The sequence below is a fragment of the Butyrivibrio sp. ob235 genome (assembly GCF_900109475.1).
In the GTDB taxonomy this organism is placed as follows: Bacteria; Bacillota; Clostridia; order Lachnospirales; family Lachnospiraceae; genus Butyrivibrio.
The window spans coordinates 1-15,869 of the sequence record NZ_FOBE01000035.1 but is presented as its reverse complement, the minus strand read 5'-3'; the positions used below and the strand labels follow the sequence as shown (position 1 = coordinate 15,869).

The window sequence follows — 15,869 nt, the reverse complement described above, 5'->3', positions numbered from 1 at the left end:
TATGAATCCTTCGCAGGGGAAGGCAGACATGCCTTTTATACGTTTCTGTGTAAGTGCAATCTTTTTATAAATAGGTTTAACGTTCCGAAGCTGACGGGGATGTTTGTTGAAGAATGAATAATACTGCTTCGGGAGTAAACAAAGGAGTATATGAGAATGAAGCTGTTTTTGTTGGAAGATGATGATGCCATAGGAATGGGGCTAAAGTATTCCCTGGAAAAAGAGGGCTATGAAGTCATCCATGTGAGAACTAAGGCAGATGCGCTTAAAACATGGAAATCGAATACTTTTGATATGTGCATTTTGGATATCAATCTTCCGGATGGAAATGGGTATGATGTCTGCAAATATATCAAAGAAAAGGAAGATACACCGGTAATCTTTTTGACAGCAAGTGATGCTGAAGTAAACGTTGTCATGGGCCTGGAGATGGGGGCAGATGATTATGTGTGTAAGCCCTTCAGGATTAATGAGCTTATGGCCAGAATCAGGACTGTCCTTAGAAGGAGCAGAAAAAGTGCGGCATCTTCCGGCTCTGAGGAGAACGGAATTCTTGAGATAAAAAATGTTCGAATTCATACAAATGAAGCCAAGGTTGGTGTGCTTGATGAGTCTTCAGGAAAAGAGGAAACGGTCGAGCTTACAGCTTTGGAATACCGGCTTCTTCTTGCCTTCTGCAACAACAGAGGAAATGTAATGTCAAGGAGTCAGCTTCTTGAAGATATGTGGGATGTGAGCGGAGATTTTGTAAATGATAATACGCTTACTGTTTATATAAAAAGACTAAGGGATAAGATTGAAAAGGATCCGACAAATCCTCAGGTTATAAAAACAGTCAGAGGACTTGGATATATTGTGGAGAAGTAGGAAAAGAAGTGCATTTTAGACATTTAACAAAAAAGTAACTGGAATAGATGGACTGGGGATTGTGGAATGTTAAAAAACAAAGATTTTAAAATTTTGATAATTGCAGCAGCTGTATTTACAGTTGCTGCTTCCGTATGCGGATATGTGATTTGTGGCATAGCCGCATTTATTTTATTGATGTTATTGGGATTTGGATTACTATGGGTTTTTGCCATTTTGACCAAGCGCAGATACGACGATATAGATGCTCTTAATTCATATCTTGTAAATGTGCTTGCAGGAGATGAAGCTCCGGGCATACTAGATCAGGAAGAGGGTGAATTGTCTCTTCTTAAGACGAACATCTATAAAGCTACCTCAACCTTGAATTATCAGAAAGAACTTTTGTCCAAAGATAAGGTGGCCTTGGCGGGTGCAATAGCAGATATCAGTCATCAGCTTAAGACTCCGCTGACATCCATGATCGTCATGAATGATCTTCTTAAGACAGAGGATGATAAGGAAAAGCGAGTGCAGTTTTTGCAGACACAGTCTAATCAGCTGAACAGAATGAACTGGCTTATTCAAACACTTTTGAAGTTGTCCAAGATTGATGCAGGCACGATCACCATGAAACCGGAAGAAGTAAAAGCAGAGGCTCTGATTCAGGAAGTGATAAAGCCTTTTGAGATTCAGATGGAACTTAAGAATATTAGCTATTCATGCAAATATTCAGCTGATTCAAGATATGATAACGCACCTGCAAACGACATTGATATTAAGTGTGATATAAATTGGACAGTAGAAGCTCTTCAGAACATTGTGAAAAACTGCATTGAACATATGGATGACGGAGGTGCACTATCAATAAATGTAAATGACACAAATATTTACAAGGAAATATCCATTGAAGATTCCGGCTGTGGAATAGCAGAAGAGGACCTTCCTCATATTTTTGAAAGATTCTATAAAGGAAAAAACGCAGGAAAAGACAGTGTAGGTATAGGTCTTGCTCTAGCCAAAACTATTATTACCGGTCAGCACGGAGATATCATAGTGGAGAGTACTGAAGGCGAGGGAACAAGGTTCTCTGTGAGATTCTATAAGACGATTATTTAAGAGACAAGACTCGGAATATTACAAAAATGTAATCAAAAAGTCACTTGATTGTAAGTTGAAAATAATAACCTATTCTCATGAGCAACAAATGAATGAGAAGGGAGACAAAAGAAATGAACATTTTGGAAATCAGAAACCTTTGCAAAGTATATGGAACAGGAGAGACAAGAGTTGATGCGCTTAAGAACGTCTCTTTTGATATAGAACAGGGAGAATTCGTGGCGATAGTTGGCCCCTCCGGTTCAGGAAAATCAACGCTGCTTCATATCCTTGGCGGAGTAGACGTTCCTACATCGGGAACCTGTAATATCGCAGGAACAGATATTGGAAAGCTTGATGAGACCAAGCTGGCAATTTTTAGAAGAAGGAACATCGGACTTATCTATCAGTTTTACAATCTTATCCCAATCCTGAATGTGGAAGAAAACATGACGCTTCCGATTTTGCTGGATGGGAAAAAGCCTGATAAGAAGCTGCTGAGTGACCTGGTAGAGAAGCTTGGATTAAAAGAGAGATTATCACATCTTCCCAATCAGCTCTCCGGAGGTCAGCAGCAGAGAGTATCTATAGGAAGGGCACTAATGAATCATCCGGCTCTGCTTCTTGCAGATGAGCCTACAGGTAACCTCGATTCTGAGAACAGTAAGGAAATCATAGCTCTTCTACGTAAGTTCAATAAGGAAAACAATCAGACGGTTATCATTATTACTCATGATGAAAGGATCGCTCTTTCTGCAGACAGAGTAATTACAATTGAGGATGGACAGATCACCCGCGACAGTAAGCAGGAAGGGGTGATGGCATCATGAATATTGTATCAACCCTGACACTAAGACATCTTCTTGGAAACAAGAAAAGATCCGTTGTAACAATTCTTGGAATCGCAGCGTCCACAGCACTTATAAGTGCAATTGTCCTTGGCGTATTTTCTTTCTTTAAGTTTTTTGGATTTATATCCATACAGTCGGATGGAAATGCACATGCCCAGTTCAGTGAGATCACGCAGCAGCAATTCAATGAGCTTAAAGAGGACGACAGAATTGATAGCGTAGGACTCTGCGATATAGAGGAAACAGTAACCGGAGTAAGGCTACTAAGTGGTAAGGATGAGCGCTTCTGCGTAGGAAATACCATGCATGCAGATTATGACTATATGACTATGAGGGTGGTAACTGACTATGATGGACAGCTTCCAAAGAACTCTTCAGAGATAGCAATTGAGGAGCAGTTCCTGATCGACAATGGTCTGGAGAACCTGAAGATTGGTGATACCCTTACCTTTGAACAGGGCTACAGATATACATACGATGAACTGGAAGGGCTCATATACCTTGGTGGGAATTACAGATCAGATGAACAGTTCAAAGCTCTTTCAACCGAGACCTGCACAGTGACTGCAATTCTTCACGGGAATAGACCTACCGGGAGCTGGGACATTCTCCGCGGCTTAGATGAAGGCTTTTTCCCTGAAAAAGATAAGACGCAGGTAATTATCACTCTGAAAAATTGCAATCACACTGCACTTAAGCAGCTAAAGAGCATCGCCTCAGATTATGAAATAGCAAAGTGCGATTACAACACAGAGTATCTCCTTAGCTGTTTCGCTTTTGAGGGAAGTGGCGGTGCATACAGATCATTTTTCGTAATGATGGCTGTTGCCCTTGCTATTGTTATTGCCACATCAGTCATCCTGATCTTCAATTCCATAGGCATGTCCCTCACAGAGAGAATGAGATACCTTGGGATGCTGGCCAGCGTTGGAGCTACAGCTAAGCAAAAGAGATTTTCGATTTACTATGAGGGATTTGTTCTCGGAATGATCGGTATTCCTTTGGGACTTCTATTTGGCTATCTGGGAACAAAGATCACGCTGTCAGTCCTTGGAAGCAAGATCCTTGAAGCTGACATGTTTGTAGGGGCAGAGGGACTCAGAGGAAGCATACCTGTTGTTTGTGAACCGTCTGTAATCGCAGCCATCGTGTTTTTTGCAGCACTTACTATTCTTATTTCAACTTTTGTTCCGGCTATAAGAGCAGCCAAGGTTATGCCTATTGATGCGCTGAGGCAGAGCAATGTGGTAAAAGTAAAAGCAAAGAGCCTTCGTGTAAATCCTATTATCCGTAAAATCTTCGGATATGAAGGAGAGCTTGCTTATAAGAACATAAAAAGAAATGGTGTGAAGGGAAAAGTCATTACCGCTACTATTGCAGTTTCAGTGATCCTGTTCCTCACAATAAACTATTTCTGCAATTCCATAGCAAGAGCCAATGATTATGAGATTAACATTCCATACCAGCTTGTAGCATCCTGCTCGTTTTCCGAAAGTGACAGACTCCGAAGCGCCATAAGCGAGATGGAAGACGTAGATGATGTTTACAGCGCCAGCATGATCCAGTTTAGGTTTAAAAAAGCTCCTGAGTCACAGATAGAACTGGCCAATACTGATATTGCTGATTCGAAGTTTCTTTTGCCCGGATTTGCAGATCTGTATTTTAGCGGAATGGATGTTGTCATAGTTGATGATGAAGACTTTAACAAGATCCTTGAAGACAATGGGCTGGACAAAAATGAATACTACGGTGATACTCTGAAGGGCGTTTTGCTTAACGATTATTTCAGGGAAAAGAAATCCAGTGAAGTCTTTAATGATGGAATCTTAGGACAAGTTCTTCATTACGACAAGGTGCAGGGGTATCCACCTGCAATAGAGATTGCAGCTTTTGTAAGATATGATGAAAATAACAAGACCTTTGATCTATCACCTAAGGGCAACATCGCTGCATTTGTACCTGTTTCCATGTATTATGAGAAGGCAAAAGAAGTACTGCCGGAAGATAAGCTCACTATGGATCTGGGGGTTGAAACAGCTGATCATGAAGTGGTTCATGACAGAATTTACGCACTTTTGGAAAGCGATGGATATCACAGCTATTACTGCGGAGACCTTACAGATGCAGTAAAGGCTATGGATACCATCACACTTATGCTTAAGACCGCTATGTATGGGTTCACAATTCTTCTTACACTGATCGCTATCGCAAATATTGTGAACACGATCTCAACAGGAGTGCTCCTTAGGAGAAAAGAGTTTGCAATGTACAAATCAGTAGGCCTTGAAAACAGTGGCTTTAAGAAGATGATAAGGCTTGAAACGCTTCTTTACGGAATTAAGGCACTTGTTTGGGGAATTAGTATATCTCTTTTGCTGAGCTACCTTATGTTTACAACTTTCGACACAAGGCTGCACACCTTCAATCCGGATCTTCTTATGTACGTTGTCACAACGATCGCTGTATTTGGTATTCTGGGACTCAGTATGGCTCTCAGCATCAGTAAGATCAAGGATGACAACATCATAGAAGCCCTTAAAGAGGATGCAGTATAAATAAAAAACGGAGAAACCAAAACTATGCAAATTTCAGACATTGATAGAAGAATTCGATGTTAAACACTATGTCTCATTTGCGCAGTTGCAGGTAAGATAATAAAACTGTTTTTGAAAATTAAATAAGTGCAGAACAGCCCCAAATCAGTGTAATGATGGGGCTGTTTCTATTTTGGCTGTATATTTCCGGTATGAGATATTCATTTAAAGAGGTATAAGAAAATGAGGGAAAAGAATAAAGTATTTGGAAGTTTAAAATTTTATATAAGTGCTCTTGCTATAGCTGTGCCGATAATGCTTCAGCAGCTCATACAGAGCATGGTTTCACTGATAGATAATTTTATGGTATCGGGACTTGGCGATATATCCATGTCAGGAGTTAACGTGGCAGGACAGGTGCTTTTTATTTTCATGGTATTTGTCAGCACAATTAGCATTGCAGGCGGCATTTTCCTGACTCAGTTTTTTGGTGCGAAGGACAAATCCGGAATGCAACAGGCCTTTCTTTTTAAGGTGATAATCAGCTTCGCGGCAATGATTCCGTACTTTTTGGTTTGCCTGGTATATCCCAGAGAAATACTTTCTCTTATGTTAATTGGAAATACGCAGGCAGAGCTCATTCTTGATGAAGCTGTAAAGTACATCAGGATTATGTCACTTATCGGAGCTCCGATGACACTTTCAGTATGTATTGCAAGTTCACTTAGAGATATGGGAAAAGTGAAGACCCCACTTGTCGTGACCGTTATAGCAACGCTCACAAACACAGTGCTCAACTACCTGCTTATTTATGGCCACTTGGGATTTCCTGCACTTGGAGTAAGAGGAGCAGCTCTTGCCACAGTAATTGCAAGGACCCTGGAGTTTATAATTTTTGCTATTATATATTTTAAGGCCAGTCCGGAGTTTGCTGTTAATGTTGGCAGAGACTTTAGAATTGATGGTAGTATATTTAGAGATATATTTAAAAAGGGCGCTTTGATGCTGTTCTGCGAGATGACCTGGGTTCTTTCGGAGACCTTAACTACAGCTATCTACAATGGTAGGGGCGGCGCAGATGTGGTTTCCGGAATGGCTTCAAGCTTTGCAATAGGCAATCTTTTCTTTGTTGCATTTAGCGGAATATACTCAGCAACAAGTGTCATAATCGGCAAGACACTCGGCGAGGGCAATCTAAATAAGGCACGCAGGGAAAAGACATGGCTTTTGTCAGGTTCTGCTGTTTTTGGATTTGCCATGACTTTCGTGGGTTTTGCAACTACGTTTATTGTACCGATTGTTTATGTAAGACTTAGTCCCAACGCCATTACAATTTCCAGAAACATGGTAATACTTATGTCGTTCTTCATGCCTGTATGGGTATTCATTAACGCTCAGCAGGCAGTTGCAAGAGCAGGCGGCGATACAAAGATGGGCGCCTATGCAGATGCCGGAATAACGATAATGGTAATGCTGCCCATGCTGCTTTTGCTCGGCAGATACACTAATATCGGTCCCGTGCAGATGTATCTTTGTGTAAAAATCCTGGACATTGTAAAGATTGGAATATTCCATCTTTGGCTGAAAAAAGAGCGCTGGCTCAAAAATCTTACCGTGGAGCACTCTAATCTGGAACCGGCAAAAGCAGGGTGAATGAGAGGATTGGAATGGAGGAAAAATGCATGCTAAGACTAAGACCATATAATAAAAATGATGCGGAAACAATTTTAAGTTGGACAAGTGATGAAACTGCATTTTACAAGTGGACAGCAGGAGTACTTGGAAGCTTCCCTCTTACAGCGGAACAGTTTAATGAAGTAAGCAATCTGATGGCATTTACGGCAGTAGACGATGATGAGATAGTCGGCTTTTTCACAATGCGAAGACCTACTAAGTCTCATGATGAATTAAGGTTTGGTTTTGTAATTGTAAATCCTGAAATCAGAGGCAAAGGCTATGGCAAAAGGATGCTTCAGCTGGGGCTTGTTTTTGCAAAAGAAATATATGGTGCAAAAAAGGTGTCTTTGGGTGTATTTAAGAACAACGAGCCGGCATATTATTGTTACAAAGCAGTTGGATTTAAAGATCTTCCGGATACCGATACCTATGAGATAAACGGCGAAACCTGGGATTGCCTGGAACTGGAAATGAATTTTTAATAAGAGGAAAGACAGACTCATGGCAGATAGGAAATACTTATATACGGAAAGGGCGCACTATATGTGTCCGAATATGCATTTTGGCATCATGGCAGAGATTGGGGCGGGGTTTGATGCGAACAGGATCATCGAGGGTATAGGTGTTCTTAAATCAGCTCATCCGCTTATGACAAGTCTGATAGCAGAGGAGCAGGGAAGTTCCGGGATATATTATGAGGAGCATCCGGAACTTGAGATTCCGGTAACCATAAAAGAGGCAGGCGAGAACTGGCAGACCGATTATGATGCGGTATCTTCAGCCGGGTGGAACGTTCAAAAGGAGGCACTGCTCAAGGTCTTTGCTTATCCTTCTGAGAGCGGAGCGAGGGTTCTTTTTATAACTCATCATCTTCTTTGCGATGGAAGAGGACTTCTCCAGTTGGTGCAGGAGTTTGCGGATTATTATTCGAACGGTGCTCGGCCGCAATACGCCTTCGAGAAGCTTATGGAAAGTCTTGATGATCTTCCAAGCGGCAGTGACCTTGGGCTTATCAGCAAGATGCTGATAGAGAATTCCAATAAAAAGTGGCGTAAAGAAGCTCATAAGGTTAGCTACGACGAGTACCTTAAGTTTGAGCGTGAATATGATTCAAAGCAGGATATAAAGCGCGAGATAAAGAATGTAGACGGAGAAGAGCTTGATACGCTCCTTGATTTATGCAGAGGAAATGGCGTATCGCTCAACGACTATCTTATCGCCAAGATGATGATCGATGAGGGTACAGATAAGGTGGTCATAGCTTCCGACATAAGGAATAAGATTAAAAACTATAAAGAAGGTGCTCTTGGAAATTATGCTACTGCATTTGGAGTGGTGGTTAAGAAGAGAAGTTCTGAGATCATGGAACTCGCCAAAGCCGTAGATCATGAAGTCAGGAACATCATCAGTAAGCCCGATAGAGAGATGCTCGTTCTCTCGTGCTATTTCAATATGGATCCTGAGCTTCTCGATGCCATAGCTATATCGACTCTTGGAAGCTTTGATAGCAAAGCCGGCAGATTTGTCGGCAGCAAGATGTTCGGCTATGAAAAGCGTGACGGCCATTGCATCACGAACCTTGGCAGGGTAGAGAGCAGCGTAATAAGAGAGGGCGTATTCATTCCGCCGGCATCTCCGGCAAATAGAAAGGCGTGGGGCGTTCTCACGATAAACAAGAAGATTAGGATCTGTTCGATACATTAAATTGAGAGAATATATGAAAAGAATCAAAATAATACTCAGAAGAATACTTCTGATAATTATGATAGCTACGACGGCTATCTTTTTAATTTTACATTACGATTCAAAAGAATATACCCAGCAAAATGAACAGGAATATATAAACAGAATTTGCAGTATGACACATAACAGGGCTGTTGCTGTAGGAATAATTGACGGCGATGAAGATGTATTTCTGGAACATTGTGAAATTGATGGGAAAACTGTGGATGAGCATACGCTTTTTGAATTGGGGTCGACGACAAAAGCATTCACAGGGCTTGGAATCCTTAATCTTGAGGAAGAAGGTTTGATTGATCCGGATTCGCCTGTCACAGACTATATAGACTGGTTCAGACCACAGTATAAAGGCTCCGATGCTGTAGTCACAGTCAGACATCTTATGGATCATTCAAGCGGGATTCCGGTGTGGACAATATCACTTATCCCGGAGGGCAGCGAAGGTGAGATAACCATAGAGGAGACAGTTAGAAAAATCGCTGATGTTAAACTTGCTCACGCACCCGGCGAAGTTCATGAATACGCAACAATCAATTATGATGTGCTTGCACTTATTATCGAGAAGGTTACTGGGCAAAAATATGAGGATTATATTACCGAGACTGTTCTTAAAGATGTAGGAATGAATGAGTCATTTTTCAGGATTACCGATTCTGACAGACAGCGTATCTTTGCTGGGCGTAAGGCAGGCTTTTTTAGAACATGGAAATATGATGCTCCAACTTATTATGGAAATACTGCAGCGGGTTACCTTGTGTCGGATACTACTGATCTGGTCAAATGGATGAGATATGTCAGGGGAAATATTGATTTTGGCTCTTTTCCGATAACAGACACGAACAATTACTATGCAGGTTGGAATCTATATCCGGAGACTGTACACCATGGGGGAAACAATCCTAATTACAGTACGCAGGTCATTATTTCGAGAGAGCGTGATCTTGGGGTTTTTGTCTTATCTGCTTCTGCCGGTGATATCGCCACAAGAATAGCTGACTGCATTTTTGGGATGCACATGGGAATGAATGCAAAGATTGGACTTTGTGTGTCAGGTCACGAGCTTCAAGACTTCTTATTTGTAATGGGAATACTTTTGATTTTGTACATCGCGTTATTGCTGCAATATAAAAGAAAGAAATTATGCATATGCGGTGGATTATTTATTTTGACCTTGCTGATTTTGATTCCTATAATCTCGCATATTAGCTACAGGTTCATGTTTGTTTGGATGCCCTATAGTTTTGGATTGATGATCATTAGCATATTGGCATTAGCAGCCTGGCTCATTGGTTGTGGGCGTTGGAAACAAAAATGATAACATTCAAGGGAGATATACATGAAAAAAGCATTCAAGGTAATAGGTAAAAGCTATGGAAATAAAACAGCATCAATTACAGTATTATTGACAAAATAGCTTGTTACCAAGTATAGTTGATGAAACAAAATAAACAGACGCCCATTGCTACCGAGTAGTGGGATTGACGTCATTTCTTTACCGTTAGGTCTTAGCAGGTAAGGAAATGGCGTATTTTATTATACGGAGGTTTCTATGAAGTGGATTTATTTGTTTATTGCAGGTGCTCTTGAGATTACGTGGGCTGTAACCATGAAGATGTCGAACGGTTTCTCATTGCTGATACCTTCGATCATTACCGGCGTAGGATATATAGCCAGTGCAGTTTTTCTTTCGATAGCGCTGAAACAACTGCCACAATATGTGTTATTCTGATTGTAGTTGGAATTGCTGGACTTAAGATTTTAGCGAAAGAGTGAGGTTTACCATGTTTAGAAAAATGAGAAGATTTAATCAGCAGATTTCTGATTCAGAGTGTATAGAAATACTGAAGAATACTAAGAGGGGCGTACTTTCATTGATAGGTGATGATGGGTACCCATACGGACTTCCTATAGATCACTGGTACTGCGAAGATGATGGGAAAATCTATTTTCACGGAGCCAAAGAGGGACATAAGATTGACTCCATCAAAGCGTGTGATAAGGCCAGCTACTGCGTTTATGATGAAGGCTATCGTAAAGAAGGTGACTGGGCTCTTAATATAAAGAGCGTTATTACTTTTGGCAGGATTGGCCTTGTAGAAGATGAAGAAAAGGCGCGAGAAATATGCACAGCTTTGGTCAGAAAGTTTACCGATGATGAAGAATATATGGAAAAGGAGCTAAAGAACGCATTACCGCGTGTTCAATGCCTGGAGTTTGTACCTGAACATATGACTGGAAAGTTGGTTAATGAGTCATAAGTGGAAGCGCGTTATATCGGAACGTTAAAGCGGAAAAGCCACTGCATCTTTGTACAGCTTTTGAAGCGTCTTGATAAATGAGGCAAGGCTCTCACGACTATCCGTCTTGTGGGTGCATAGGACGCAGTGAAAACATTCCCTGCAGTCATAAGGGATCCACGCAAATTGCCCGCTATGGTCGTTTAAGAATCCGGGAGCAAGGCAGATACCTTTGCCGGATGCGACATTTACAAGAGTAGAGTCGTGATCGGGACTGTTAAAATACTCGATCTTCCCGGAGGAGATTAGTTTTTGCTGGACGGATCGTAAAGCGTTCGGAGAGCCGCCGCCTACCATGAGGGTGCGTCCGTAGATGTCTTCATCTGTGATGATGTTCTTTTTAGCCAGAGGATCGTTTTTATCGGTAATAAGGTAGATACCAGAATCAAAGAGTTTGTGGATGTTGATTCCCGGGATATGTTTAGTCTGTTCTATAAGTGCAAAGAGGATGTCGGACTCATCCTTTAAAAAGCTTTCCACACCGTTATCGTACTGAAACAGAGGAGTAACCTGGACACCGGGTTGCTCCTTTTCAAATATGCGGATAGCTTCGGGCAGAAAGTATATGGCTTGTCTGACCATCATGGAAACAGTTATGTTGTCCCTGTATCTGGCACTGAAATTCTGTCCCTGTTCGATGGCGCGTTTCATATCCTCACGCATACCGGAAAGATAGGTTACGAACTGCGCCCCGGCCGGAGTGAGTGTGGCTCCTTTGCCGTTTCTTTCAAATATCTTAAAGCCTACCTCATCCTCCAAAAGCTTTAGCTGATAAGAAAAGGTTGGCTGACTTACAAATGTGTTCTCAGCCGCCCGGCTGAAGTTAAGGGTATGAGCCAGTTCTATGCAGTAATCTATCTGTTTGGTTGTCATCGATAAATCTCCTTGAAAGTCAGCTATTTAAAAATTAAATCAATTATAGGATATTTGAATTGGATTATTCAAGTGTTTTGCGTGATAATCAAGTCATAGAAACAAAAATAAATGTGAACACCTGTAGATAAACGGAGGAGATTAAGATGGCAAAAACATTGATTACATTCTTTTCAAGAGCGGATGAAAACTATTTCGGCGGAGCAATGAGATACGTAAAGGTCGGAAATACAGAGATCGTTGCAGGTCTTATGAAAGAGCTGATCGACGCGGATACATTCAAGATCGAGATGAAGGATCCATATTCACCGGTATACATGTACTGCATCGATGAAGCAAAGAAAGACAAGCAGAACAATGCACGACCTGAGCTTACAAATTATCTTGATAGTATTGATGAGTATGACACCATAGTACTTGGCTACCCGAACTACTGGGGGACCTTCCCGATGGCAGTCGCAACTTTCCTTGAGAGATATGACTTTACAGGAAAGATCATCCTTCCGCTTTGCACAAATGAGGGAAGCGGTATGGGTTCCAGTGAGAGTGATATAAAGAAATGTGCTAAAGGGGCAACAGTAAAGAGTGGTCTTGCAATCACGGGTTCAAAAGCCGCAGATTCCAAAGATGCCGTAAAAAAATGGTTTGCAGCAAACGGACTGGTTTAAGAAGAAGGATGCAGGATCCATCTGAGCAGAGGGAATGAGCCGATGAATGAGGAAGAACAGATCAGAGAATTATACAGGCTCTATTGGAAATACATGATAGATGGAGATACAGCAAGGATGATCGGATGCAGCACAGTGATCGCAGAGGTTTATGGTGGAGGAAAGGGAAGCTGGAGACTGCAGGGAGATTTTACCTTAAGAAAAGAAAATGGAACATGGAAATTGACGAGTTCAAAGGCGTCAACATATTAATGAATGGAGGATTATGCAATGGAATATGTAACACTTAATAATAAACTGGAATGTCCCGCAGTCGGGATCGGAACCTTTATGCTTTCGCCTGTCGATGCAGAGAACAGTGTAAGAGAAGCACTTAAGATGGGATATCGCCTAATTGATACTGCCAATGCATATGTAAACGAGCGGGCCGTTGGAAGAGGCATGAAGGATAGCGGAGTAAAGAGAGATGAGATCTTTCTTTCCACCAAACTCTGGCCCAGTGAATATGAAAATCCAAATGCTGTGGATGAGACTCTGGAACGCCTTGGGGTAGACTACGTAGATCTTCTTTATATCCATCAGCCGGCCGGCAACTGGCTCGCAGGATACAGACTGCTTGAGAAGGCTTATAAGCAAGGCAAGGCAAAGAGCATCGGTATCTCTAACTTTGAAGGAAAGTATATCGAAGAACTTGAGACGAAGTGGGAAATCGCACCGCAGTTTATCCAGGTGGAGGCGCATCCTTATTTTACCCAGAAGGAACTGCGAAAGACTCTTGATAAGTATGGGATCAAGCTTATGAGCTGGTATCCGTTAGGACACGGCGATAAGAGCCTGATAAATGAGCCGGTTTTTGCCGAACTTGGAAAGAAGTACGGAAAAACTCCTGCGCAGATCATTCTCCGCTGGCATACACAGATGGGATTTGTGGTGATCCCCGGAAGCAAGAATGTGGATCATATTAAGGATAATCTCAACATTCTCGATTTTAAGCTGACAGACGAAGAGATGAGAAAGATCGCTAAACTTGATAAGAATGAGAGATATTATCACAGGACAGATGAGCAGCTGGTCCAGTTTGCAGGATGGAAACCTGATTTTGAAAAGGCATAATGATATGAAGAAAAAAGTGAGAATCTTAAGTCTGTTTCTTACAGCGCTTATGGTAATAAGTCTTAGCGCATGTGGAAGCGCAGATAACCGTGTAGAAGATGGTGCAAAACAGGATAATTCAGTTGCAAACGAGCAAAGCAGGAACAGAACGATAATGCCAGACCTGCATATGCAGGGGAGGTACCTGATCTGTCACAGTATTTCACCATATTTATTGGTGCGCCTGTCTGGTGGGGCGACTGGCCGATGATCATGTACACTTTCTTTGAAAATAACGCGGATCGTCTTGCAGGCAAAACACTAGTCCCGTTCTCAACGCATGAAGGATCGGGGCTGTCAGGCTTTGATAAGAAGCTCTCATCAGCATGCCCGGATGCAACGGTTTCAGACGGACTTGCCATAAGAGGAAACGACTGTCAGAATGATCAGGAGAGTGTAAGGAAAAAAGTCAGCGAATGGATAGCAGGACTGGGATATTAGAGGAGTGAGCTGTTTGAAAAAGAAGATCAGGATCATAATTGATATCTCTATGACGGTCATGATGCCCCTGCTTATGGCATATTCTCTGATAGGAGAGTTGTTCCATGAGATCGCGGGGAGTCTCATCTTTATTCTGTTCATTTTTCTACAGAACAGGTGCCGGTATTCAATGTCACTTAAAGATCATGAGAGGGCAATCCTGCTGACAGTGCATCAGTATGAGCCTACTGAAATAAAGCCGCATCTTCTCAGCACAAATTTTGAAGAAGTATAAGCGGTGATGCGCGAGGCGCTTGGAAAAGGCGTGGAGTGCTGGAATGTTGATCTGAAGTTTACTCCAAAAGGGGTAAAACTTCTGGGAGTGACAAATACAACAGAGGATCTTTTGAAATACTAAATTTAATAAGATTAATATCTGAAATGAGAGAGTCGAGAAATCGGCTCTTTTCTTTTACCCAAAATCAGGGCGCACGATGTCCAGTGGACATCGGCTTTGCGCCGACCGAAGTGGAACGGAGAGGAGGGACATAGATGGCTGGACGGATCCAGGGTATTTCGTGAAGACTAAGGATTCTGTATAATTAAAGGCAGTGAAATTAAGAATCGAGATTTGAAGAGGTGAAGCCATGGCATGGAAATGTCCGAAATGCGGCAGAGAGTTCAGCAGACAAAACCAGGACCATTACTGTGTGAAACCGCAGAATATTGATGAATACATTGCTGCCCAGGATGAGAAATATAAGCCCAGATTAATGGAGATCCGGGAGATCCTTCGTGATGCACTACCGGACGCGGAGGAACGGATCTCCTGGTCGATGCCCACTTATTGGAAAGGTCGTAATATCATTCATTTCGCAGCATCAAAGAAACATCTGGGCATTTATCCCGGTGATGAGGCTACAGCTGTATTTATGGAGGAACTCTCCGATTATGACGTAAGCAAGGGCACGATACGGATCCCCTATGATCAGCCTTTACCGGAAGCACTGATCATAAGGATCGCAAAATGGTGCTTTGAGAACTATTCCAAATAAGGTGTAAAGATGGTATGAAGAACGCAATAGAGTTCCGTTGTATTCGGGAAAACGAACTCGGCCTTCTCAAAGACTTTTTATATGAAGCCATATTCATTCCGAAAGGTGTGGAGCCGCCTTCGAGAGATATTGTAGAGAAACCGGAGCTGCGCGTATACACTGATGGTTTCGGTACAAAGTCTGGAGACAACTGCCTCGTCGCGATCCACGACGGAAAAATAGTTGGGGCTGTCTGGACGAGGATCATGAATGAAAATGATGAGGAATTCATCATGGTATGTGAGCTTTAGAAATTCCAGTTTGTGGGGAGGATTACGTGAAAATAGAAAAAGATGAAATAACAATCCGAGATTTTACGGAAACAGATCTCCCACTCATGTTTAAATGGTTGACAGATAAGAGAGTGCTGGAGTATTACGAAGGTCGTGACGTCAGGTTTACGATGGATACTTTGTCTGCACATTTTTTGGAAGAAATTCCAGATGGATTCAGAATGATCATCGAGTATAAGAAATCCCCCATCGGATATGCACAGGCCTATCAATTGAGTGGTGAATTGTTCGATGAATATGACTATCCTGACGATGGACATATAGTGTTTGCTATGGATCAGTTTATAGGTGAGCCGAAATACTGGAGTAAGGGAATAGGCTCATCT

At 41.9% G+C, this 15,869-nt stretch carries 20 protein-coding genes; 19 read left to right on the top strand and 1 reads right to left on the bottom strand.

Translation table 11 applies throughout. From position 1 onward, the window contains the following. Window positions 1–156: 156 nt before the first annotated feature. The 10 genes from BMW61_RS18335 to BMW61_RS18290 all read left to right on the top strand — a co-directional run bounded on the left by BMW61_RS18335 (window position 157) and on the right by BMW61_RS18290 (window position 11,004). On the top strand, window positions 157–867 hold the full coding sequence (locus tag BMW61_RS18335) for a response regulator transcription factor (protein WP_022762541.1): 711 nt from the start codon (window positions 157–159) through the stop codon (window positions 865–867). Window positions 868–933: 66 nt separating this feature from the next. Next, window positions 934–1,965: a sensor histidine kinase gene (locus BMW61_RS18330; RefSeq protein ID WP_091824972.1), complete on the top strand. Its 1,032-nt coding sequence runs from the start codon at window positions 934–936 to the stop codon at window positions 1,963–1,965. A gap of 113 nt (window positions 1,966–2,078) precedes the next feature. Beyond that, a complete protein-coding gene (locus BMW61_RS18325; RefSeq protein ID WP_026498877.1) occupies window positions 2,079–2,774 on the top strand; it encodes an ABC transporter ATP-binding protein in 696 nt (231 codons plus the stop codon). Then, complete coding sequence (locus tag BMW61_RS18320; RefSeq protein ID WP_091824969.1) at window positions 2,771–5,350, top strand: ABC transporter permease; 2,580 nt, start codon at window positions 2,771–2,773, stop codon at window positions 5,348–5,350. Before BMW61_RS18325 ends, BMW61_RS18320 begins: the two co-directional genes overlap by 4 nt. Window positions 5,351–5,572: 222 nt before the next feature. Beyond that, on the top strand, window positions 5,573–6,982 hold the full coding sequence (locus BMW61_RS18315) for an MATE family efflux transporter (protein ID WP_091824966.1): 1,410 nt from the start codon (window positions 5,573–5,575) through the stop codon (window positions 6,980–6,982). A 29-nt stretch (window positions 6,983–7,011) separates the two neighbouring features. Continuing rightward, window positions 7,012–7,488 (top strand): GNAT family N-acetyltransferase, encoded by a 477-nt coding sequence (locus tag BMW61_RS18310; protein ID WP_091825033.1) that lies wholly within the window; start codon window positions 7,012–7,014, stop codon window positions 7,486–7,488. A gap of 19 nt (window positions 7,489–7,507) precedes the next feature. After that, window positions 7,508–8,710: a hypothetical protein gene (locus BMW61_RS18305; RefSeq protein WP_091824964.1), complete on the top strand. Its 1,203-nt coding sequence runs from the start codon at window positions 7,508–7,510 to the stop codon at window positions 8,708–8,710. Window positions 8,711–8,723: 13 nt separating this feature from the next. Continuing rightward, window positions 8,724–10,061 (top strand): serine hydrolase domain-containing protein, encoded by a 1,338-nt coding sequence (locus BMW61_RS18300; RefSeq protein ID WP_091824961.1) that lies wholly within the window; start codon window positions 8,724–8,726, stop codon window positions 10,059–10,061. A 234-nt stretch (window positions 10,062–10,295) separates the two neighbouring features. Next, on the top strand, window positions 10,296–10,475 hold the full coding sequence (locus BMW61_RS18295; RefSeq protein ID WP_049946215.1) for a DMT family transporter: 180 nt from the start codon (window positions 10,296–10,298) through the stop codon (window positions 10,473–10,475). 52 nt (window positions 10,476–10,527) lie between these two features. Beyond that, entirely contained in the window at window positions 10,528–11,004 is a 477-nt protein-coding gene (locus tag BMW61_RS18290; protein WP_091824958.1) for a pyridoxamine 5'-phosphate oxidase family protein, read from the top strand. Window positions 11,005–11,028: 24 nt separating this feature from the next. On the opposite strand, the gene BMW61_RS18285 is transcribed toward BMW61_RS18290, so the two are convergent. Then, entirely contained in the window at window positions 11,029–11,916 is an 888-nt protein-coding gene (locus tag BMW61_RS18285; protein WP_091824955.1) for a LysR family transcriptional regulator, read from the bottom strand. Window positions 11,917–12,062: 146 nt separating this feature from the next. Between BMW61_RS18285 and BMW61_RS18280 the strand changes: the two genes are divergently transcribed. The 9 genes from BMW61_RS18280 to BMW61_RS18240 all read left to right on the top strand — a co-directional run. Then, window positions 12,063–12,584, top strand: a complete 522-nt coding sequence (locus tag BMW61_RS18280; protein WP_091824952.1) for a flavodoxin — start codon at window positions 12,063–12,065, stop codon at window positions 12,582–12,584. Window positions 12,585–12,626: 42 nt separating this feature from the next. Then, window positions 12,627–12,836: a nuclear transport factor 2 family protein gene (locus tag BMW61_RS18275; protein WP_022762553.1), complete on the top strand. Its 210-nt coding sequence runs from the start codon at window positions 12,627–12,629 to the stop codon at window positions 12,834–12,836. A gap of 18 nt (window positions 12,837–12,854) precedes the next feature. Further along, window positions 12,855–13,697, top strand: a complete 843-nt coding sequence (locus BMW61_RS18270) for an aldo/keto reductase (protein WP_091824949.1) — start codon at window positions 12,855–12,857, stop codon at window positions 13,695–13,697. 4 nt (window positions 13,698–13,701) lie between these two features. Further along, a complete protein-coding gene (locus tag BMW61_RS18265; protein ID WP_139176441.1) occupies window positions 13,702–13,947 on the top strand; it encodes a hypothetical protein in 246 nt (81 codons plus the stop codon). After that, window positions 13,887–14,177, top strand: coding sequence for a flavodoxin (locus tag BMW61_RS18260; protein WP_091824945.1), 291 nt, complete (start codon window positions 13,887–13,889; stop codon window positions 14,175–14,177). Before BMW61_RS18265 ends, BMW61_RS18260 begins: the two co-directional genes overlap by 61 nt. Window positions 14,178–14,190: 13 nt before the next feature. Then, window positions 14,191–14,451 carry a hypothetical protein gene (locus tag BMW61_RS18255; protein WP_091824942.1) on the top strand — a complete coding sequence of 87 codons (261 nt, stop codon included), beginning with the start codon at window positions 14,191–14,193 and terminating at the stop codon, window positions 14,449–14,451. A gap of 352 nt (window positions 14,452–14,803) precedes the next feature. Continuing rightward, a complete protein-coding gene (locus tag BMW61_RS18250) occupies window positions 14,804–15,211 on the top strand; it encodes an iron chaperone (protein WP_091824939.1) in 408 nt (135 codons plus the stop codon). A gap of 14 nt (window positions 15,212–15,225) precedes the next feature. Next, entirely contained in the window at window positions 15,226–15,501 is a 276-nt protein-coding gene (locus tag BMW61_RS18245) for a hypothetical protein (RefSeq protein ID WP_242876809.1), read from the top strand. 26 nt (window positions 15,502–15,527) lie between these two features. Further along, the coding region (locus BMW61_RS18240) for a GNAT family N-acetyltransferase (RefSeq protein ID WP_139176439.1) at window positions 15,528–15,869 on the top strand (342 nt) is incomplete at its 3' end.